This is a genomic window from Actinobacillus genomosp. 1, from assembly GCF_029774175.1.
Classification (GTDB): domain Bacteria; phylum Pseudomonadota; class Gammaproteobacteria; order Enterobacterales; family Pasteurellaceae; genus Actinobacillus.
The window spans coordinates 1296375-1317107 of sequence record NZ_CP103834.1; the positions used below are offsets into that span (position 1 = coordinate 1296375).

At 40.1% G+C, this 20733-nt stretch carries 22 protein-coding genes, 4 tRNA genes and 1 riboswitch; of the genes, 7 read left to right on the forward strand and 19 right to left on the reverse strand.

The window, feature by feature from the left end:
- Nucleotides 1–74 precede the first annotated feature (74 nt).
- The 5 genes from NYR63_RS05845 to NYR63_RS05865 all read right to left on the reverse strand — a co-directional run bounded on the left by NYR63_RS05845 (nucleotide 75) and on the right by NYR63_RS05865 (nucleotide 5398).
- Entirely contained in the window at nucleotides 75–1280 is a 1206-nt protein-coding gene (locus NYR63_RS05845) for an aminotransferase class V-fold PLP-dependent enzyme (RefSeq protein ID WP_279456681.1), read from the reverse strand.
- Nucleotides 1280–1978: a thermonuclease family protein gene (locus tag NYR63_RS05850; protein ID WP_279456682.1), complete on the reverse strand. Its 699-nt coding sequence runs from the start codon at nucleotides 1976–1978 to the stop codon at nucleotides 1280–1282. The genes NYR63_RS05845 and NYR63_RS05850 overlap by 1 nt, the downstream gene beginning before the upstream one ends.
- A gap of 65 nt (nucleotides 1979–2043) precedes the next feature.
- Nucleotides 2044–3411, reverse strand: a complete 1368-nt coding sequence (locus NYR63_RS05855; RefSeq protein WP_279456683.1) for an alanine/glycine:cation symporter family protein — start codon at nucleotides 3409–3411, stop codon at nucleotides 2044–2046.
- Nucleotides 3412–3520: 109 nt separating this feature from the next.
- Nucleotides 3521–3627, reverse strand: a riboswitch (glycine riboswitch).
- Between the two features lie 250 nt (nucleotides 3628–3877).
- Nucleotides 3878–4930, reverse strand: coding sequence for an AI-2E family transporter (locus tag NYR63_RS05860; RefSeq protein WP_279456684.1), 1053 nt, complete (start codon nucleotides 4928–4930; stop codon nucleotides 3878–3880).
- A gap of 93 nt (nucleotides 4931–5023) precedes the next feature.
- Entirely contained in the window at nucleotides 5024–5398 is a 375-nt protein-coding gene (locus tag NYR63_RS05865) for a cytochrome b562 (RefSeq protein WP_279456686.1), read from the reverse strand.
- Nucleotides 5399–5547: 149 nt separating this feature from the next.
- Between NYR63_RS05865 and yegQ the strand changes: the two genes are divergently transcribed.
- From yegQ to NYR63_RS05900, 7 genes are all read left to right on the forward strand, one after another.
- Complete coding sequence (gene yegQ / locus NYR63_RS05870) at nucleotides 5548–6945, forward strand: tRNA 5-hydroxyuridine modification protein YegQ (protein WP_279456687.1); 1398 nt, start codon at nucleotides 5548–5550, stop codon at nucleotides 6943–6945.
- Nucleotides 6946–7191: 246 nt separating this feature from the next.
- A complete protein-coding gene (locus NYR63_RS05875; protein WP_279456688.1) occupies nucleotides 7192–8439 on the forward strand; it encodes an O-antigen ligase family protein in 1248 nt (415 codons plus the stop codon).
- Entirely contained in the window at nucleotides 8439–9719 is a 1281-nt protein-coding gene (gene waaA / locus NYR63_RS05880; protein WP_279456689.1) for a lipid IV(A) 3-deoxy-D-manno-octulosonic acid transferase, read from the forward strand. Before NYR63_RS05875 ends, waaA begins: the two co-directional genes overlap by 1 nt.
- Nucleotide 9720: 1 nt before the next feature.
- On the forward strand, nucleotides 9721–10197 hold the full coding sequence (gene coaD, locus NYR63_RS05885; protein WP_279456690.1) for a pantetheine-phosphate adenylyltransferase: 477 nt from the start codon (nucleotides 9721–9723) through the stop codon (nucleotides 10195–10197).
- Nucleotides 10198–10199: 2 nt separating this feature from the next.
- The gene (gene orn / locus NYR63_RS05890; protein WP_279456692.1) at nucleotides 10200–10754 is read left to right on the forward strand and encodes an oligoribonuclease; all 555 of its coding nucleotides are present in this window, start codon (nucleotides 10200–10202) and stop codon (nucleotides 10752–10754) included.
- Nucleotides 10755–10762: 8 nt separating this feature from the next.
- Nucleotides 10763–11263: a tRNA (adenosine(37)-N6)-threonylcarbamoyltransferase complex ATPase subunit type 1 TsaE gene (gene tsaE, locus NYR63_RS05895; RefSeq protein ID WP_279456693.1), complete on the forward strand. Its 501-nt coding sequence runs from the start codon at nucleotides 10763–10765 to the stop codon at nucleotides 11261–11263.
- 14 nt (nucleotides 11264–11277) lie between these two features.
- Nucleotides 11278–12474, forward strand: coding sequence for an N-acetylmuramoyl-L-alanine amidase family protein (locus tag NYR63_RS05900; protein ID WP_279456694.1), 1197 nt, complete (start codon nucleotides 11278–11280; stop codon nucleotides 12472–12474).
- Nucleotides 12475–12556: 82 nt separating this feature from the next.
- Here NYR63_RS05900 and pgi read toward each other — a convergent pair whose 3' ends face one another.
- From pgi to NYR63_RS05970, 14 genes are all read right to left on the reverse strand, one after another.
- Entirely contained in the window at nucleotides 12557–14197 is a 1641-nt protein-coding gene (gene pgi, locus NYR63_RS05905) for a glucose-6-phosphate isomerase (protein WP_279456695.1), read from the reverse strand.
- Between the two features lie 37 nt (nucleotides 14198–14234).
- Nucleotides 14235–14486, reverse strand: a complete 252-nt coding sequence (gene ubiK, locus NYR63_RS05910; RefSeq protein WP_279456696.1) for a ubiquinone biosynthesis accessory factor UbiK — start codon at nucleotides 14484–14486, stop codon at nucleotides 14235–14237.
- 125 nt (nucleotides 14487–14611) lie between these two features.
- A tRNA-Gln gene (locus NYR63_RS05915) sits at nucleotides 14612–14686 on the reverse strand.
- A gap of 47 nt (nucleotides 14687–14733) precedes the next feature.
- Nucleotides 14734–14808, reverse strand: a tRNA-Gln gene (locus tag NYR63_RS05920).
- Nucleotides 14809–14833: 25 nt separating this feature from the next.
- A tRNA-Leu gene (locus NYR63_RS05925) sits at nucleotides 14834–14918 on the reverse strand.
- Between the two features lie 3 nt (nucleotides 14919–14921).
- Nucleotides 14922–14998 (reverse strand) — tRNA-Met (locus NYR63_RS05930).
- Between the two features lie 173 nt (nucleotides 14999–15171).
- Nucleotides 15172–15996 (reverse strand): shikimate dehydrogenase, encoded by an 825-nt coding sequence (gene aroE, locus NYR63_RS05935; RefSeq protein ID WP_279456697.1) that lies wholly within the window; start codon nucleotides 15994–15996, stop codon nucleotides 15172–15174.
- 6 nt (nucleotides 15997–16002) lie between these two features.
- Nucleotides 16003–16557 (reverse strand): Sua5/YciO/YrdC/YwlC family protein, encoded by a 555-nt coding sequence (locus tag NYR63_RS05940; RefSeq protein WP_279456698.1) that lies wholly within the window; start codon nucleotides 16555–16557, stop codon nucleotides 16003–16005.
- Nucleotides 16550–17083, reverse strand: a complete 534-nt coding sequence (locus NYR63_RS05945; RefSeq protein ID WP_279456699.1) for a DNA topoisomerase family protein — start codon at nucleotides 17081–17083, stop codon at nucleotides 16550–16552. The genes NYR63_RS05940 and NYR63_RS05945 overlap by 8 nt, the downstream gene beginning before the upstream one ends.
- Nucleotides 17080–17388 carry a N(4)-acetylcytidine aminohydrolase gene (yqfB, locus tag NYR63_RS05950; RefSeq protein ID WP_279456701.1) on the reverse strand — a complete coding sequence of 103 codons (309 nt, stop codon included), beginning with the start codon at nucleotides 17386–17388 and terminating at the stop codon, nucleotides 17080–17082. Before yqfB ends, NYR63_RS05945 begins: the two co-directional genes overlap by 4 nt.
- Nucleotides 17381–17836: a recombination regulator RecX gene (gene recX, locus NYR63_RS05955; RefSeq protein ID WP_279456703.1), complete on the reverse strand. Its 456-nt coding sequence runs from the start codon at nucleotides 17834–17836 to the stop codon at nucleotides 17381–17383. The genes yqfB and recX overlap by 8 nt, the downstream gene beginning before the upstream one ends.
- Before the next feature lie 64 nt (nucleotides 17837–17900).
- Nucleotides 17901–19031, reverse strand: coding sequence for a recombinase RecA (recA, locus tag NYR63_RS05960; protein WP_279456705.1), 1131 nt, complete (start codon nucleotides 19029–19031; stop codon nucleotides 17901–17903).
- 113 nt (nucleotides 19032–19144) lie between these two features.
- Nucleotides 19145–19750 (reverse strand): aminotransferase class IV family protein, encoded by a 606-nt coding sequence (locus NYR63_RS05965; protein ID WP_279456706.1) that lies wholly within the window; start codon nucleotides 19748–19750, stop codon nucleotides 19145–19147.
- Nucleotides 19728–20696 (reverse strand): aminodeoxychorismate synthase component I, encoded by a 969-nt coding sequence (locus NYR63_RS05970; protein ID WP_279456708.1) that lies wholly within the window; start codon nucleotides 20694–20696, stop codon nucleotides 19728–19730. The genes NYR63_RS05965 and NYR63_RS05970 overlap by 23 nt, the downstream gene beginning before the upstream one ends.
- Nucleotides 20697–20733: the final 37 nt, after the last annotated feature.

The following is a 20733-nucleotide window of genomic DNA, read 5'->3' on the forward strand; positions in this document are numbered from 1 at the left end:
AATAAATCGAAAATTGGCGGCAAGATTACCTTATTTAGGGTATTCATTCTAGTGCTATTTCATCTTTTTTTGATCTAATCAAGCAAAATCTCCAAGGCTAAATCCAACGCATTGAAGAATTTCTCCAATTCTTGCGGAGCAGTATAATGCACCAATGAAATTCTTAACGTACCTCTTTGTTGCAAATAACGTAAATACGGCTTCGCACAATGCTCTCCCGAACGTAATGCAATTTTACTTTCGGTTATAATCGCCGCAATATCGGCATGATGAATCCCCTCAAATGCAAAACTTATCGTAGAACAGCCCGGCTGAGAAAAAATTTGAATATTTTTATAATTTTTTAACCGCTTATAAGCCTCGTCCGCCAAGTTATCCACCGCACGATTCAATGCGTTGAAATCCCATTGTTCCAGCCATTCCAACGTTTTACCGAAACCAATGATACCGGCAATATTCGGTGTACCGGCTTCCAGCCGATAAGGTAATGCCGCCACAGAAAGTGTCGATTCCGAAATGTCTTCTAACATCTTACCACCGAAAAATAGCGGTCGAATTTGCTCCAAACTTTGCAATTTTCCGGTTAAAACGCCCACGCCGGTCGGTCCATACATTTTATGAGCCGAAAAAGCATAAAAATCCGCATCTAATTTTTGTACGTCCACCTTTTCGCAACATACCGCTTGGGCGCAATCCAATAAGATTTTTGCATTCGAATATTGGCGAATTATTGGAATGAGTTGTTCAACCAGCTGGCGAACACCGGTAACGTTGGAAACTAGATTCAACGCAACGATTTTAGTTCTGTCAGAAATCGCTTGCTGTAAAGCGGTCGGATTTAGCTGAAAATTTGCATCCAACGGCAATACGATCAATTTGGCTTGCTTACGCTGCGCTAATTGTTGCCAAGGAATAAAATTCGCATGATGTTCGGCTACGGAAATAATGATTTCATCTCCGGCTGCCAGTAAATGTTCCAAACCGTACGCCACTAAATTAATTGCGTGCGTAGTCCCGCTTGTCCAGATGACCGCATGACGAGATTCCACATTAAAACGAGTGGTAACCAAATCTCTTGCTCGCTCATAGGCTTGGCTCTGTGCCAGATCATATTGGCTGCGGTGTACTGATCCCGCCGAAGCATAAAATTCGGCGGTACTATCCATCAATACTTGCGGCTTTAAGGTGGTCGCCGCCGAATCCAAATAGCTCCATGATGCTTGCTGCTTAAAAAAAGGAAACTCGGATCTAAATGCTTCTGTGATTTGTTGCATATTCATTAACGTACTGCCTCTCGATATAATTTATTACAAGGAATACCATCGTGATTACCGTCCATAGTCTTAGAACCGCATTGGTCGAAATAACGTTTCGCACTTTGGTAATCACTAAAATCACGACAATGTAATACTTTATGACAATCTACGGTTTTGGGCTTGTCAAGCGGTCGTTTTTTCCAAATCTTTTGCCAATTCCAATCGGAATCAGATCGCTTGTCAGCCTGATGAACTTGCCGCCATTGCGCAGGATTAATCGGCGATTTATCTTGCCATAATCCTTGTTTTTCTTGCTTGGCTTTTAACATTGCCCGCTCATAAATCGGCAAAGTTTCACGATATGCCCACGCCATACCCTTTTGCACTAATAATAAATTGATATTGCGTTCCCGCTCGTCATAAATTACCGCCAATAAACGTTGATAGCGATCATAACCTTGGCTATGCAACATAACCTGTTTCTTAAAGACTAAATTTGCCAATGCCTGTTTCGCTTTATTACCGTACGGTTGTGCGGATTCCGGTGCATCAATATGCAACAAACGCACCTTAAGCGGTTTACGTTGATATAAACAGGTCAGCGTATCGCCATCACTGATCCCCACTACTTTACAACTGATCGCATTGTCAGAAACGGCATACAGAAATGGAGAAATTAAACTCAAAAAGATGAATAAAACTAAAGAATAAATAACGTTCATACAAAATAAAAAAGTGTAGGTATTACCCTACACTTTAACAGATTTTCCATGACTCGGCGTGAATCTTATTCGAGTTCACCGTTTTTTAAACGAGCAAAATAACTTTTGGTTTCTTCTATAATCACTTTACGCAATGCGATTAAAGCGATGAGATTCGGGAACGCCATTAAACCGTTTACAATATCCGCAATCGTCCAGATTGTATTTAGTTGTAAGAACGGGGCGGAAGCAATTAAGAGAATAAACAGTAAACGATAGAATTTAATTCCTTGCGTTTTGCCGTTGGTTAAATAAACAAAACAACGTTCACCGTAATAGCACCAGCCTAAAATAGTGGTAAAGGCGAAGAAAATCAGTCCGACCGTGACAATCACCGCACCAAATGAACTTTCCAAGCCTTGGTTAAACGCAAGATTGGTTAATTCCGCGCCTTCGGCTTCGCCTGTCCAAGCACCGGTTAATACAATCACTAAACCTGTCATAGTACAAACAATAATCGTATCCAAGAAAGTACCGGTCATCGAGATTAAACCTTGGCGTACAGGTTCTTTAGTTTGTGCCGCAGCCGCCGCAATCGGTGCGGAACCTAAACCCGATTCGTTCGAGAAAATACCGCGTGCCACCCCTAACTGAATCGCTTGCATCACGGTAAAACCGAATACGCCGCCGACCGCTGCTTCCGGGTCAAAAGCCGCATGTACAATCAATACTATCGCATCCGGCACTTTCTCTGCATTCAGAATTAATACGCTGAGTGAAGCAATTACATAAGCGACCGCCATAAACGGTACGATGATCGTTGCAATTTTAGAAATACGTTTCACTCCGCCTAAAACAATCGAAGCCACAATTAAAGTTAATACGATAGCACTAAATACTACCGGTACATCAAAAGTCGATTCTAACGAATGCGTAATACCGTTTACTTGCGGGAAAGTACCGATACCTAATAAGGCAACCAATACGCCGAAGAAAGCGAATGCTTTCGCCAGCCATTTCCATTTTTTGCCCATACCCATTTCGATATAGTACATCGGACCGCCGGCAACAAAGCCGTCTTTATCACGCCCACGGAATTTGATTGCCAATAAGCCTTCCGCATATTTAGTCGCCATACCGAATAAGGCAATCAACCACATCCAAAATAACGCACCCGGCCCGCCCGAGTGGATTGCAGTCGCCACACCGACAATATTACCGGTACCGATAGTTGCGGCAAGCGCAGTAGAAAGTGCGGCAAAAGCGGAAATATCGCCCGATTGTCCTTTACCTTTTTCCGGTTTGAACATATAGACGAAAGCACGCGGAAGTTGCGAAATCTGAATACCTTTCAAAGCACAAGTCAGATAAATACCCACGCCGGAAAGTAAAATTAAAAGTGGTGCGCCCCAAATAAGGCTATTAATTTGATTAAGAATTGCGTCAAATGACATGATGGTTCCTCGTAAACTTAACTTACAAGGAAAGAAAAGCAGGCTATAAGCGGTTGAATTTCATCTAAAATTGACAAAACCCCACAACACAAATAGAAAATAGGTTGTACTTTTCTCCCCTGTCCTTTTGCCTGAGCGTTTCATGCTTACGCACTTGCGCCTTCGGCGTCCATTCTCCATTAACTACATGGATTGGATCTCTCCAAGGGTTCGTCCAGTAACTGTCCTCGCTATTGCTAGCACCTGAAAGATTTTACCTCGTCGGTAGAGCTTAACGCTCTTCTCCAGCTACCTTCATCCGAACGTATCTTTTAAAAAAAGAATGCGCGGAATTTTACCGATTCTTTAAAAATCGTCAATAGGCTGAAAACATATTTTTAAGCAAACGTTTGCTTTTTGATTATAGTTTACACAAACTAATAAAAAAGCGACCGCTATCATGATGCTAACGATCGCTTTCTTGCATTTAACGACGTGTCGGTACTTCTTCTATATCGCCCAGTAATACCGCATAACGACGAGTCGAACGCCCCGACTCCAAGGCGATTTTTAACGCCATAGTGAGCGGTACCGACAGTAACATACCGACCGTGCCTAACAACCACCCCCAGAACAATAAAGATAAGAACACGACAAGAGTCGAAAGACCGAGACGCTTACCCATCATTTTCGGTTCCAATACGTTACCGAACAACATATTAATACCGACTACACCGATAAGTACGCCGATACCGATTGAGAATCCGTTTAATAATAAGGCTTGCAATACGATCGGAATACCGGCTAAAAACGAGCCGATATTCGGAATATAATTGAGTAAAAACGCCAGTGTCGCCCAAAGCACCGCATATTGTACGTCCAGCACAATCAGTAAAATCCAAATCGAGATACCGGTTAGTGCGCTTACCACCGTTTTTACGCCTAAATAACCGATTACCCCGTCTAACACTTGATTCAAATAATATTCTTCATTCGATAAATCATCATCCGGACTTAACGCTAAGGCAAGCTTATATTTTGCCATCGGTGATTCGAACAACATAAAAATCACCACTAAAAATAACACGAAAATATTAGATACCACACCGGAAAAGCTAAGCAACAAGCGGCTGACAAAATTCATTACCACGCTTGGGTCGAATTTATTCAGCACATCTTCTTGAGTAACGCTGATCGGTAAGTTATAGGCTTTAATCAAAGCGAAAACCGTTTCTAAACGCTCGGTTAATAACACTTTATATTGCGGAATCGAAGCGGTAAATTCCTGAATCGCACCGTTTATCATACCGGCTAGGAAAAAGAAAACTAAGACGATTAAACCGAGCAATAAACTTATTGCCAGTCCTAACGGAATATACCGCTTGGTCATAAACTTAATAATCGGCGAGCAAATAATCGCAATAAATAATGACAACAAGAAAGGAATAATAATTTCACCCGCCATTTTTACACCGGCAAGAATCACGATGATTGACGCCGTGGCGACTAATACTTTAGTTAATGAAGATCTATGTTCCATAATACTCCGAAAACAAGCGGTCAAATTTTGATAAATTTTTACAATTCACACATCATAAACAAAGAGGCGATTACTCAATCGCCTCTTCAATCGTTATTTATACTCTAAATGGTATTTTTTCTTAAGTCCGTTTAAACGTGATACCGCCATTTTGGCTTCTTCCAATTTATCTTGTTTAGCCAGTTCTTCCGCTTTCTTCACTTCGTCAATCACTTCTTGCATACCTGCTTGATAGCCTTTGAATCGTTCTTGATCACCGCCTAAACTTGCCGGCATCGTATTTTTAGCTTTTTCCGCTTGTACTAAGAATTGTTTTGCCGATTCTTGAAACTCCGTAGCCGTTTGAGCTCGAGTAAAGGCACTCATATACTTGTTCATTTGGAACATTTCCATCATCACGCCGTTTGCTAATGCAGCCGATGAAAATGCAAGCATCGCCACCGCTAACGTTTGTTTAAATTTATTCATCATTTTTCCCACATGTTAAGTGATAGATTAAAAAATCGTATTCTAATCTATCTATATCTTGCTAGAAAGCAATATTTGCTAGAAAATAGACAACTTTACACGCTCTACCTGTAGAGCGTACTGACTTGTTATCAGAAGAGAATAAACCTATGTCCGAATTAAAATACCCGAAACCCGAATTACTTTCGCCCGCCGGCACCTTAAAAAATATGCGTTACGCTTTTGCTTATGGTGCAGATGCCGTTTATGCAGGCCAACCGCGTTATAGCTTACGCGTACGTAACAATGAATTTAACCACGCCAATTTACAAATCGCGATTGATGAAGCGCATAGCTTAGGCAAAAAATTCTATGTGGTGGTAAATATTGCACCGCACAACTCAAAACTTAAAACCTTTATCAAAGATCTAAAAGTCGTGGTGGATATGAAACCGGATGCATTGATTATGTCCGATCCCGGTTTAATTATGTTAGTGCGTGAAAACTTCCCGGAGATTGATATTCACCTATCGGTACAGGCGAATGCGGTAAACTGGGCGACGGTAAAATTCTGGAAGCAAATGGGGCTTACCCGTGTCATTCTTTCACGTGAATTATCATTGGAAGAAATCGAAGAAATTCGCCAGCAAGTGCCGGATATCGAGCTTGAAATCTTCGTACACGGCGCACTTTGTATGGCATATTCAGGTCGTTGTCTATTGTCCGGTTATATCAATAAACGTGATCCGAATCAAGGTACTTGTACCAACGCTTGCCGTTGGGAATACAAAATGGAAGAAGGCACAACCGATGAAGTCGGTAATATCGTGCCGCAATCCGCCGTTCAACGTTACGAGCCGGAAATCGAAGTGAAAAATATCGCACCGACATTAGGCGAAGGTTCACATACCGATAAAGTATTCTTATACACCGAGCCAAACCGTCCGGACGAACAAATGACCGCATTTGAAGATGAGCACGGTACTTACTTTATGAACTCCAAAGACTTACGTGCAGTACAACACGTAGAAAGATTAACCCAAATGGGCGTTCATTCACTTAAAATTGAAGGACGTACTAAGTCGTTCTACTACTGCGCACGTACCGCTCAAGTTTACCGTAAAGCAATTGACGATGCAGCGGCAGGTAAACCGTTTGATGAATCACTAATGGATACCTTAGAGTCACTTGCACATCGTGGTTATACCGAGGGTTTCTTACGTCGTCATACTCACGATGAATACCAAAACTACGAATACGGCTACTCAATTTCGGACCGCCAACAATTTGTCGGTGAATTCACCGGCAAACGCAATGCAGAAGGTATGGCGGAAGTGGCGGTTAAAAATAAATTCTTGGTGGGCGATTCGGTAGAAATGATGACGCCGAAAGGTAACATCGTATTTAAAATCGAACGTATGCTAAACCGCAAAAATGAGCAAGTGGAAGCAGGCCTTGGTGACGGACATTTTGTCTTTTTAGACGTACCGGCGGATATTGATTTGGATTATGCATTATTAATGCGCAATTTAAGCGATACCAATACCCGTAATCCGCATAAAGCGTGATCTTCTTCACAAAATAGATAATGTATGAAAAATGTTGCAAATTTGTTATTGAATTTAAGTATAAGATCCATATAATTTTGCGCAGTACTCAAAGAAGTATGACTCCATAATAAGTTTTGCCCCTCTGGAACGAGGGGTTTTTTTATATTTGTTAAAAATTTATATAACTAAACCGCCTTTTCTTTCCTCTCTTCTACAATTTTTAAGTATAATAACCTGTTAATTTTTTCTTATGTGGAACTTGCTATGTTAGCGCGAATTAAATCTCATAATGACCAACTTTATTCAATCTTAATCGGTCTGTTTTTTATTTTGGCTCTTCCTTTAAAAACCAGTTACAGCCTTATTCCGATTCTATTGGCTATTTCAGGCATTGCGTTAATCATACCCCATATTAAATCTCGTGCTTTCCGTTTAGATAAAGCGGATAAATGGCTGATTGCCTCGTTTTTCTTTTACTTTATTCTCTGCGTTATTTCATTCGCCGTACATAAAGGTAAGTTTAGCGAACTTGATCTGCCGAGCCGAGCCGTACTGGTTTTACCCATCTTAGCCGTGCTTTATAAAAAACAAATTCAACAATTATGGATCCTTTACGCTATTTTAATCGCCGGCATTGTGGCGGGAATAGTCAGCATCGTGCAAGTTTTCGGTTTTGATCTTGATAAACCTTTTCCAAAAACAATGCATATCCAAGCCGGAGATATGGCGATGTCTTTAGCAATGTTCTCATTTTGCGCATTATTTTATTTTCATACGCAAAAGCAACGTCTCTTGATGAGCATTTGTTTAATTGCTGGATTACTTGCAATGATTGCCAGTTTTCTGACAACCGCACGCGGTGCTTGGATCGGAGTTCCGGTTGCACTCATAGCCATTTTCTTTTTAAATCGCAAAAATTTGTCCAAATGGGTAGTAACTAGTGTACTTTTCATCACGCTGGCCGGCGGCTTTTTTGTCAGAGAGACGATTCATCAGCGTTATCTCGAAGCGAAAAGTGATATTTCCGCTTATGTAGATCGTTCAAATACCAGTACTTCCGTCGGCGCTCGTTTTGATATGTGGAAAAGCTCGCTACTTGGTATTCAGGAGAAACCGTTATTCGGTCGAGGATTGGAAGGCGTTAAGGAAATGCGTAAACAGCATTTTGAAGAAGGTAAAATTTCTAAATTCGCTTCTAGCTTTGGTCATGCTCATAATCAATATTTACACGATACAACAACCAGAGGAGTATTCGGATTAATCGCCTTACTTGCGATCTTATTTGTACCTTTGAGTTTATTTTGGCGAAACTTACGACAATCGCCCCCCGATTCTCTAGCTCATTTATGGGGCGTACTCGGTATCACACATATTTTATTGATGATGGGCTACTTTTTAACTCAAGCGTTTCTATCGCATAATTCCGGTGTGATGTTTTATTTTGTCACTACTCTTATTTTCTTAGGATTACAAAAAACCGCAAAAACTCAACCGCTTGTAGGAACTCAATAATGTTACGTATTTTCTATACTCTGCTCAGTTACATTATTCAACCGTTTATCTTACTGATGATGTGGAAACGCGGTTATAAGCAACCGGCTTATCGTCGCCGTTTATTTGAACGTTACGGTTATTATCATGAATTAGCTAAGCCTGAAGCGAACGGAATTATCGTACATGCCGCATCAGTGGGAGAAGTCATTGCGGCAACACCGTTAATTCGGGCAATCCAAACGCATTACCCTAAATTACCGATTACGGTAACCACCGTGACCCCTACGGGTTCCGCACGAGTTAGAGCCGCTTTCGGTAATAGTGTGTCGCACTTTTACTTGCCTTATGATTTACCCGATGCCGTTTTACGTTTTCTAAACTTTGTAAACCCAAAGCTTATTCTCGTAATCGAAACCGAATTATGGCCGAATCTTATCCATCAAGTGCATAAAAAAGGTATTGCTTTTATTATTGCTAACGCTCGACTTTCTCCTCGATCCGCCAAACGATACGGTTGGATTAAATTCAGTGTAGAGCATATGCTAAATAAAATTTCACTCATAATGGCGCAAGATGCAGTCAGCGCCGAACGTTATTTAGTATTAGGTTTTCATCCTGAAAAATTAGTCAATACCGGCAACTTGAAATTTGACTTGGAAATTACTGATACGCTACGTAATAAAGTAAATAGTACCAAGCAAGAATTGGCATTAGCCGAACGCCCTGTTTGGATTGCCGGTAGTACCCATGAGGGAGAAGAAAAACTGCTCTTGGATGCACATAAACAGCTTCTCTCACAATGGCCGGATTTGCTCCTGATTTTAGTTCCGCGCCATCCGGAACGATTCGGTGTGGTAGAAGAATTATTAGTAAAATCTAACCTTAATTATATTAAACGTACCGATAAACGCCCATTAAAGCCGAATACGCAGGTTCTGCTCGGTGATACGATGGGAGAAATGATGCAATTATACGGACTGGCTAAAATCGCCTTTGTTGGCGGAAGTTTAGTCAAACACGGCGGACATAACCCGTTAGAACCTATTGCTTTTGAACTTCCGGTCATTTCCGGTGTACATACATTTAATTTTCCTGAAATTTTTGCAAAACTGCGCTATGTGAAAGGTGTTGTAGAAGTGAAATCCGATGTGCAAGACATCGCCCAAGCCGTACACTTTTTACTCAGCAATGCGGAAGTATGTAAAAAAATCAGTCAAGCCGGATTTGACGTATTACAAGAGAATCAAGGTGCCCTCAAACGACATATGGCACTTCTCGCCCCTTATTTAGAGAAATAAAATGAGTTATACCGTTATCTATGCAGGGACTTTTGATCCCATTACCAACGGACATTTAGATATTATTGAGCGCGCCGCCAAACTATTCGGTACGGTAATTGTCGCCATTGCAAAAAATCCAAGTAAACAACCGTTATTCTCACTTGAAGAACGAACCGCCCTAGTTCAACAAAGTTGTACACATTTACCCAATGTGCAAGCGGTCGGATTTAGCGGATTACTTGCGGATTTTGCCAAACAACATCAAGCAAAAGCGTTAGTCAGAGGGATCCGCGGTAGTGATGATATTGAATACGAAATTCAGCTTGCTCAACTTAACGATAAATTATCCGGGCAATTAGAAACCGTTTTTTTACCGCCGTCCGTAACATGGCGTTATTTATCTTCAACAATGGTACGAGAAATCTATCGCCATCAAGGTGATGTTGCACAATTTGTACCGAATGTCGTACTTCGCGCATTAAAAGAAAAGGAATAAATATGAGTAAATTAGACGATCAAAATCTCATCTGGATCGATTTGGAAATGACCGGACTTGATCCCGAAAAAGAACGTATTATCGAAGTCGCAACGATTGTGACGGATAAGGATTTAAATATTTTAGCCGAAGGCCCCGTATTAACCGTGCATCAACCGGATGAATTACTCAATAAAATGAGTGATTGGTGTATCAAAACACATACGGAAAACGGTCTAATCGAGCGTGTAAAACAAAGCAAGCTCACCGAACGAGCCGTTGAATTGCAAACTATCGACTTTTTAAAACGGTGGGTGCCGAAAGGTGCTTCGCCGATTTGCGGCAATAGCGTACCTCAAGACAAACGTTTTCTTTATAAATATATGCCGGATCTTGCCGATTATTTCCATTATCGTCACTTAGACGTAAGTACGCTAAAAGAGCTTGCTCGTCGCTGGAAGCCCGATATGCTTAACGCTTTTAAGAAGAAAAACACCCATCTGGCTTTAGATGATATTCGAGAATCAATCGAAGAATTAAAATTTTATCGTACCCATTTTATTAATTTAGAGAAATAACAACCCAAATGTCTAATTCAGCTACTTTTTATTTTCCCGATGAAAACCAAATGTTGCAATTCGGACAACGATTTGCTCATGCTATCAAAATATATCTTGAACAAGATCTTCATCATAGTTGCGTTATTTATTTAAATGGTAAACTTGGTGCCGGAAAAACGACCTTAACTCGTAGTATTGTGCGTGCATTTGGTCATCAAGGAAATGTAAAAAGCCCGACTTATACGTTAGTGGAAGAATATCAATTAATACCTTTTTCCGTGTACCATTTTGATCTCTACCGTTTAGCAGACCCAGAAGAATTGGAATTTATGGGAATTCGAGATTATTTCCGCCCTCAGACGCTTTGTTTACTCGAATGGGCAACTAAAGGAAAAGGGCTTATTCCACCGGCAGACATCTTAGTCCAAATTGATTACGCCGAGACAGGACGTAATCTCACCCTACTGGCGCAAAATGAAACGGGTAATCAAATTATTGCAAAATTTCTGAATAATCAGACCGCTTAACTAAAAGGAAAAAAATGAACAAGTTAATAAATTATATTGCAGTTAGTTTATTTGGCTTAATGATTAGCCTAACCGGTTACGCAAAAGTTGTTGTTGTAATTGATGCCGGACACGGTGGTAAAGATCCCGGTGCGATCGGCAAAACCTTAGGAATTAAAGAAAAAGAAGTCACGCTCGGTATTTCTAAAGAATTAAAAGCGTTACTTGATTCGGATCCTAACTTTAAAGCCGTCATGACACGTAAGAGCGACTATTTTATTCAGTTGCCGGATCGTACGGAGATTGCTAGAAAAAATAAGGCAAACTATCTAATCTCCATACATGCGGATTCATCACCTAACTCAGCTAATCAGAAAGGCGCTTCCGTTTGGGTACTTTCTAATCGCCGAGCTAGTGATGAAATGGGTAAATGGCTTGAGGATCATGAAAAGCAATCCGAGTTATTAGGCGGTGCAGGTTCAGTGTTATCTAATAATAATGAACGTTACCTCAACCAAACCGTGCTGGATTTACAATTTTCTCATTCTCAACGTTCAGGTTATGAATTGGGAAAAAGTATCCTGTCTCGTATGGGTAGCATAACAGCCTTAGCAAAAAGTTCTCCCCAGCATGCGAGTTTAAGCGTATTACGTTCACCTGATATTACCTCCGTATTAGTCGAAACGGGATTTTTATCGAACGCAACGGAAGAGCAACAGCTGGCTAATCCGGCTTATCGTCGTAAAATTGCACGTGCGATTTATAACGGTTTAGTTGCTTACCGTGCCCGCTATACAAACGGTTCGGTTAAAGTAGTGGCTAATGAGACAAAGAAAGAACAATTTTCAAAACAGTCGAGTGGAAAAGAGGATAAATCGGTTAAAAAAGATGATAAATCTGACAAAACTGCAACGAAACAATCTTTAAATTCGGCTAATAACAAAGAAGAAAAACGTAACGAGAAAATAAAAAGCTCAATAAAAGATAAAAAGTCGGATGGGGAAGAAAAGCAAAATAAAGCACAAACCCAAAAAGATAAAGGCTCAAAAGAAGAATCTTCAGCTAAACGCTCGGAGCCGAAAAAATCAACGAACGGTTACCATATCGTTCAGCAAGATGAAACGCTTTATTCTATTGCGAGAACATATAAAACAACACCAGAAAAATTAAGCAAACTTAATAATATTAAAAATAACAATATTACTGTCGGCAAAAAATTAAAAGTAGAGTAACAAAATAAATAGCGGTCATCTTTACACAATAAATTGTAAAAATGACCGCTATTCTTATCTGCAATTTATGCCGATAGATAAACTAACGCCATGCTTTGAATTGGTTGATTAAACCGTTTGTTGAACTATCGTGGCTGGTAATTTGTTCCGCATTTTGTAACTCAGGTAAAATACGGTTTGCTAATTGTTTACCTAACTCTACTCCCCATTGGTCGAAGCTGTAGATATTGAAAATTACCCCTTGGACGAAGATCTTATGTTCATACATTGCGATCAGCGCACCTAAAGTGAACGGTGTAATTTTTTGCACTAAAATTGAGTTTGTCGGTTTATTACCGGTAAATACTTTAAACGGCACAATTTCCGCAACATCCGCTAAATCCTTACCTGCCGCTACAAATTCCGCTTCAACGGTTTCTTTCGATTTACCGAAAGCAAGTGCTTCCGTTTGTGCAAAGAAGTTAGATAATAGTTTTGCATGGTGATCTCCGACCGGATTATGTGTTTGTGCCGGAGCGATAAAATCACAAGGAATCAGTTTCGTACCTTGGTGAATTAATTGATAAAAAGCGTGCTGACCGTTAGTACCCGGCTCACCCCATACAATCGGACCGGTTTGATGTGTTACCGGACTACCGTCACGGCCGACAAATTTACCGTTTGATTCCATATTGCCTTGTTGGAAATATGCTGCAAAGCGATGTAAATATTGATCGTAAGGTAATAATGCTTCGGTTTCCGCACCAAGGAAATTACTATTCCAGATACCGATTAACGCCAATGTTGTCGGGATATTTTGCTCAATCGGCGCAGTACGGAAATGTTTATCCATTGCATGAGCCCCCGAAAGCAATGCTTCAAAGTTCTCAAAGCCTAATGACAATGCAATAGAAAGACCGATTGCAGACCATAAAGAATAACGACCGCCTACCCAGTCCCAAAATTCGAACATATTCGCCGTATCAATCCCGAATTTTGCCACTTCTTTCGCATTAGTTGATAATGCCGCAAAATGTTTTGCCACCGCCGATTCGTCTTTTGCCGCCGCTAATAACCACTCACGTGCAGTTAAAGCATTGGTCATCGTTTCTTGGGTAGTAAAAGTTTTTGATGCGACTAATACTAATGTTGTTTCAGGATTTACTTTTTTCAGCACTTCCGCAATATGTGTACCGTCTACATTCGAGACGAAATGCATATTTAAGTGATTTTTATACGGACGTAACGCTTCGGTTACCATATAAGGGCCTAAATCCGAACCGCCGATACCGATATTGATCACATCGGTGATCGCTTTACCGGTATAACCTTTCCAACTTCCGGAAATAATTCGTTCACAGAAATCTTTCATTTTAGCTAATACCGCATTTACTTCCGGCATCACATCTTTGCCATCAACAAGTACAGGCGTATTAGAACGATTACGTAATGCGGTATGCAATACCGCACGATTCTCCGTGCGATTGATTTTTTGACCGGAGAACATTGCTTCGGTTGCAGAAGCTAAACCGCATTCATTCGCTAACTGACGCAATAGCTCTAATGTCTTTTGATTAATCGCATTTTTAGAAAAATCGACAAGAATTTGCTGTTCAAAGTTTAAGTGATACTTATCAAAACGATTTACATCTTCGGCAAATAACTGAGGAATATTTAAGTTATCCGCTTTATGTTGCTCTAAAGCAGACCAAGCTACGGTTTGGGTTGGATTAATATTTTGCATTTGGGTTATCCTTTTGCTTGATAAAATTAAAAATAAATTATTCTTGAGATTGACGTTCTTCAAGCTCATTCAATCGTTTTTCTAATTCATTGAGCTTTTCACGCGTACGAAGCAACACTTGAGACTGCACATCAAATTCTTCACGGGTGACAATATCAAGTTTAGATAATTGGGCTTGGAGGATTTGTTTAAACTTTTCTTCGAGATCATTGCCGACATTTTTTAGAGGTTGAGGCAATGCGTTATGGAGTTGCTGAGCTAACGACTCAAAATTCTTAGGATTTAACATTCACTTTCTCCTTATGGAATAGCTTTTAATTTTAATTAATTTTAGTCTAAAGCTAAAGAAAATAATAAGGATTATTAAGTATAAATCAAAAAATGTATAAGTATGAGGCTGGATAAGATATTAGATGGCTGGGGTACTAGGATTCGAACCTAGGGATGCCGAGATCAAAACCCGGTGCCTTACCGCTTGGCGATACCCCAAAAGAAAAAAACTAACATAACGTTAGCTTATTTAGGAAATAATTAGATGGCTGGGGTACTAGGATTCGAACCTAGGGATGCCGAGATCAAAACCCGGTGCCTTACCGCTTGGCGATACCCCAACACTAATTTTTATAAATCGATAAATGGTGCGGGAAGAGGGACTTGAACCCACACACCTCGCGGCGCCAGAACCTAAATCTGGTGCGTCTACCAATTTCGCCATTCCCGCAAATGGTGGCTACAGCGAGATTCGAACTTGCGACCCCAACATTATGAGTGTTGTGCTCTAACCAGCTGAGCTATGTAGCCATTTAATTTTGCGTTCACCATATCGGTTTACGGGGTGTATTATGCTGATTTTCTTTTGCCTCGTCAAACACTTTTTTTAAAAAAAGTAAGAAATTTGATCATTTGGCTATACATTGCTCATTTTGTCATAAAAATAACTAATTTTCGCTTATTTTATAATAAGTTACGAAATCTTATTTTGCATTTTCCATTTCACTTTTTAATTGTTTAAGCACTTTCTCAATGTCAGGAAATTCATCTTCCCAAAGTTTAAATGCAAAACCAGCCTGCCCGACTAACATTCCTAAGCCGTCTTGATAACGTCGTGCGCCACATTCAAGAGCATAATTTAAAAACGGTGTCCGCATATCCGGCGCATATTGCATGTCATAAACTGCTGCCGATTTTAAAAGATGAGCGGCAACAGGCACATACTTACCTTGTAAACCTAAAGATGTCGCATTAATAATCAAATCAAATTCTTGCTCTGCGATTTGCGCTAATGAAGCGGTTTGAATTTTGCCGTATTTTGCAAATTTTTCTGCTAAACGAACCGCTTTCTCTAAGGTTCGATTATAGATAGTAATCTGCTGTTTCGCTTTTAGCAGCGGAAAAAGTACCCCCTTGGTCGCTCCGCCTGCGCCTAAAATAAGTACCCGCTGATGAGGTTTCAGCCAACCTAGACGTTCTAAATCAGAACAAAGTCCAAAACCATCAGTATTATCCGCATATAACCGCCCGTCATCTAAACGTTTTAATGTATTACAGGCTTCCGCTAACAAACAACTCTCACTATATTCATCCGCAAGTGAGAACGCGCGTTCTTTAAACGGTGCGGTAATATTTGCCCCTTTTGCCCCATCAGCAAAAAACTGCATAAGCTCGTTCTCAAAATTCAGGTCATTCCCTAACTTAGCAACATAACTAATAGACTTACCGGTTTGCTCGCCAAAAAGTTGATGAATACGAGGTGACTTACTTTGCGCAATCGGATTTCCCCATACTGCATACTGATTCATGTTTATTTATCCTTGTCTAAAAATATGTTGTGTAAAAATATCTCGAATTTCAGAAGGATTGGTTTTGCCAGCAGTCTCCGCTTCCAATACAGGAAAATCCGCACCGAATTGCAATTTTACTTCGTCTGCCGTTCGGCACGGTTCTTGTCCGGTTAAATTGCAACTGGTTGAAGTTAGAGCAAATCCGGTACGTTCACAAATATCAATAACTGCAGGAATACGGCATAAACGTACAGCAATCGTATCAAATTGTCCGGTTAAATATTGAGGAACATCCTTTTTAGCCGGCATTACCCAAGTAATCGCTCGTTCCGAAGGCGTTTCAAAAATTTGCCAATGCGCTGCGGTTAATTTGTTCTCATCAATATAAGGAAGTAATAGCTCTTTGGTTGGAGCTATCAGAATAAGCCCTTTTTCTTCCGGACGTTTTTTTAATTTTAATAAAGCTCGCACGGCTGACTCATTATTAGGATTACAACCTAAACCGAAAACCGCTTCGGTAGGATAAGCAACCACACGATTCCGTTTTAATTGTTCAACAATATTTTCTAAGTTATTCATTTTCTTCACTAAATAGGTATTGGCATGACTTATTCGCACATAGATACATCGATTTTCCACGTAGCTTCTTAAGCGTCACGATTGAACATTGGCATTGAGGACAAGTTTTTGCTATAGGTTTAGATGCCAACGTAAACTTACAGTGAGGAAATCCGCTACAACCATAAAACGTTTTACCCGAAAGCCCCTTTCGCGCCACTAATTTATGCGTTTTGCACTCCGGACAATCAAATTCTTCTTGTTCTTCCGCCTCATCATGTACGGTAAAATGACACTCCGGATAATGACTACAGCCAATAAAAATCCCAAAATTACCCTGTTTTAACTGCAAAAAGTGTCCACATTCAGGACAAATTTCCGTTAAATCTTTAATTACGCGGTTAGTCTGATATAGAGGTTTTATGTAGTCACATTGCGGATAACTACTACAACCTAAAAATAAGCCTTGTTTCCCTCGTTTAATTTGTAATGCAGAACCACACTCAGGACAAAGTTCTACTTGTTTCGTTGATTTAAAAAGACTCATTCAATTAATTCAAACTCAATCACAAAAAAGTCATTATCATTCGGATAAATATCTCTGATGACTTCCTTCAGCTCTGCTAACGACATATTTTCTTGTTTAGCGTGCTGCTCATTTAATTGCTCAAAATGAATAGGCGTAACGGAAATTACTCGAATGTCAGCAAAAAAACGATGAGTTTCATTAGTAAAAACCTTTAGTTCTTGCTGAGGTTGGAAATAAGCTTCGGATTTATCTCGAATGGTAATAGTTTTCTTACCAGCTAAAATATCTGCCTCGAAACGGCTAAAAAAAGTAATATTATTCATATTCTGCATCATTGTAATCTATGTCCATTAGATGGCTAAAGTGATCATTATAAAAGCCTCGGCTAAGCATAAAACGCCACATTTTTTGTTTGGCTTTAATATCCCATACCAGCGGTCGTTTTTTCTCAAAAACTTGCTCGGCAAGTATAAACCAATCAATCTCGGCATTCTCCAATTCTTGGTTTATCAGCCAATCTTTAATCCCTTTGAGTTTCAATTCTTGTTTTAAACGGCGGGGCCCGATTCCTTGCTGTGAACGGTAACGAATAAAACTAGCGCAATAACGCTCATCACTTTGCCAATTATTGCTTTGCGCTCGTTCGATAGCCTGCTCTATTTCTTCTTGGCTATATTCTTTTTGAACTAATTTTCGTCGTAAATCTTGTTCACTATAATCTCGCTTAGAGAGTAAATATAACAGATAATTTATTGCCGTGTAGTTAGCCATACTTAAAATCATTCAATATAAAAAACAAATGCGGTTTCTACCTTCGCAGAAACCGCATTTTTTACTATAGTTCTTCTTCGTTAAACGCTTCGTCTTCAAAGTCATTCACATCATCGGCATCTAGCATATTTTGTTCGCCTGCCGATGTTTTTTCCGGTGTTGAAATAAGTTGCTCACGAATATCTCGTTCAATTTTCTCTGCAATCTCCGGATTTTCTTTTAACCATTTAATTGCATTGTTTTTACCTTGACCGATTTTCGTGCCTTCATATGAGAACCATGCACCTGCTTTTTGGATAAAACCGTTTGCTTCGGCAAGAATTAATAACTCATTCATTCGAGCAATACCTTCACCATACATAATGTCGAATTGGACTTCACGGAACGGCGGTGCAACTTTATTTTTCACAATTTTCACTTTGGTTTCGCTACCGACCACTTCATCACCGTCTTTTACCACACCTGAACGGCGAATGTCTAAACGAACCGAAGCGTAGAATTTAAGTGCGTTACCGCCGGTAGTTGTTTCCGGATTACCGAACATCACACCGATTTTCATACGAATTTGGTTGATAAACACCACTAAACAGTTAGTCGCTTTAATATTTGCGGTTAGCTTACGTAACGCCTGTGACATTAAACGTGCTTGCAAGCCCATATGAGAATCGCCCATATCGCCTTCAATTTCCGCTTTCGGCGTTAATGCGGCAACCGAGTCCACAATAATTACATCAACCGCACCGGAACGAACCAACGCATCACAAATCTCAAGCGCTTGCTCACCGTTATCCGGCTGAGAAATTAATAATGCATCGGTATCCACGCCTAATTTGCGTGCATAAACCGGATCAAGTGCGTGTTCCGCATCAATAAATGCACAAGTTTTACCTGATTTTTGTGCTTGCGCAATGACCGATAAAGTCAGTGTTGTTTTACCTGAAGATTCCGGGCCATAGATCTCAACGATACGTCCCATCGGTAAACCGCCGATACCTAATGCGGCATCTAAACCGATTGAGCCGGTTGAAACCGCTTCAATATCCAGTGCTTGCGTATCGCCTAAGCGCATAATAGAACCTTTACCAAATTGTTTTTCAATTTGGGCAAGAGCAGCAGCTAATGCTTTTTCTTTTTGTTCCGGATCGATTTGTTTTGTTACTGTGCCTTTTTGCGCTTTTTTGTTATCTGCTGCCATAGTTTTGTCCTTTGCAAACTGTTCTGAAAAAACGACCGCTTGTCGTCAATTAACTGTGTATTATTATAGTGTTTACTTATACAGTTTCAAGCATTTTTTTACTGTTTTTCGATCTATCTAGCAAAATTGATCGCTGAAATAGGTAAAGCTCTTTGTAAATCAAAAGGATTAAGCGCATTCACCATCATAATTTGTTCGTACTGGGTCAAATCTTGCGGTGTAATTTGAACCAATTCGACAATACCGGTTTCAACCAGCTTGGTTAGCTGCGTACCCTTTAATAAATAATCTTGCGAGCTGAACCACCGCCCTTTTCTGTTAAAAAGTAAATTTCCAATCGTACAATCGCTCACCTTGCCGTTATTGATAATAATCACTTCATCGGCTTGCAAAGTTTTAAGCGAATCCAACCGCTTGCGATCGCTATATTTAAAGCGGTAATCCAAACCCTCAACGTACACACATTGGAAAGAGTTGATCTTACGTGGTGTATAAAGAAAAAATTGCTGCTCAAACTCGCTCGCATTGTAATCAATGCGGCAGCGCACACTGCCCTGCTGAAATTCGTCCGGCACACAAATCACCTCTGCTAATTGCCACTGTGGTTGCGCATTAAAATATAGTTTAATCGCACTTTCAAAGCGTTGCTGATGATAAGCTAAATTTTGCGGTTCACCATCAATAATTGCAATCGTTTCAAACAATGGAAATCGGTACATAAACTTTCTCCAATAGTTCATTATATTCATCGTTCAGTACGCTTTTTGCGGTAATGCCGCCACCGCTACGGAAAAGCAGTCGCTGATTATTCTGTTCAATGAAGCGAATTGCCACCGCACTCTCTAAATTCTCACCGTCAAAATAACCGAAAATACCGGTGTAATAACCTCGCTGTCCGATTTCCACTTGTTGAATAATTTCTACGGTTTTCTCTTTCGGCGCACCGCTAATTGAACCCGCCGGCAAGAGCTTGGCTAATAGTGAACCCACACTCGCTTGCCAATTTTCGTTTAGCTCGCCGCAAATTTCAGAACTGGTTTGATAAATCGCACCATGATAGGTATTCACTTTCTCTAAATAGCGATATTTCGTCACCTGAATATTTTGTGAAACTAATGCCAAATCATTACGAATCAAATCTACAATCGTATTGTGTTCGGTAAATTCTTTATCCGATTGCATCAGCTTTTCCGCCGCATTCGGCTCATTCGCATTAATCGTGCCTTTCATCGGATAAGAGTAGATTTTATTTTGTTGAATCCGCACAAAAGTTTCCGGCGAAAAACAAACAAACTGCTCTTTCAGCCACAATTTATATTTTGCCGAACTGGCGAAAAACAGTTCATCTAAACTGTAATTGGTTTGAATTTCAGTCGGATAAGTTAAATTCAATAAATAACTGTTTCCGGCTTGGATTTCTCGTTGTACAAGTTCAAAACCTTGCCGATAAGTTTCAAACGAGATGGGATTGATTTGAAATTCAAATGGTTTGCGAACGTTTTGCGGCTGAACATTCGATTTGCAAAAAAAATCGAAAAAAAGACCGCTTGCTGCCGCTTTTTCCAGCGGGCAAATAATCGGTTTTTGCTGTTCAAAATCAATTAAAAAGAAAAACGGGCTTTTCTGTTGCCCGAGTTGATTGGCGGTTTGGATAAAATGTTGCATAAACTCAAAATGTGACGAATATTGCCGTTATTCTAGG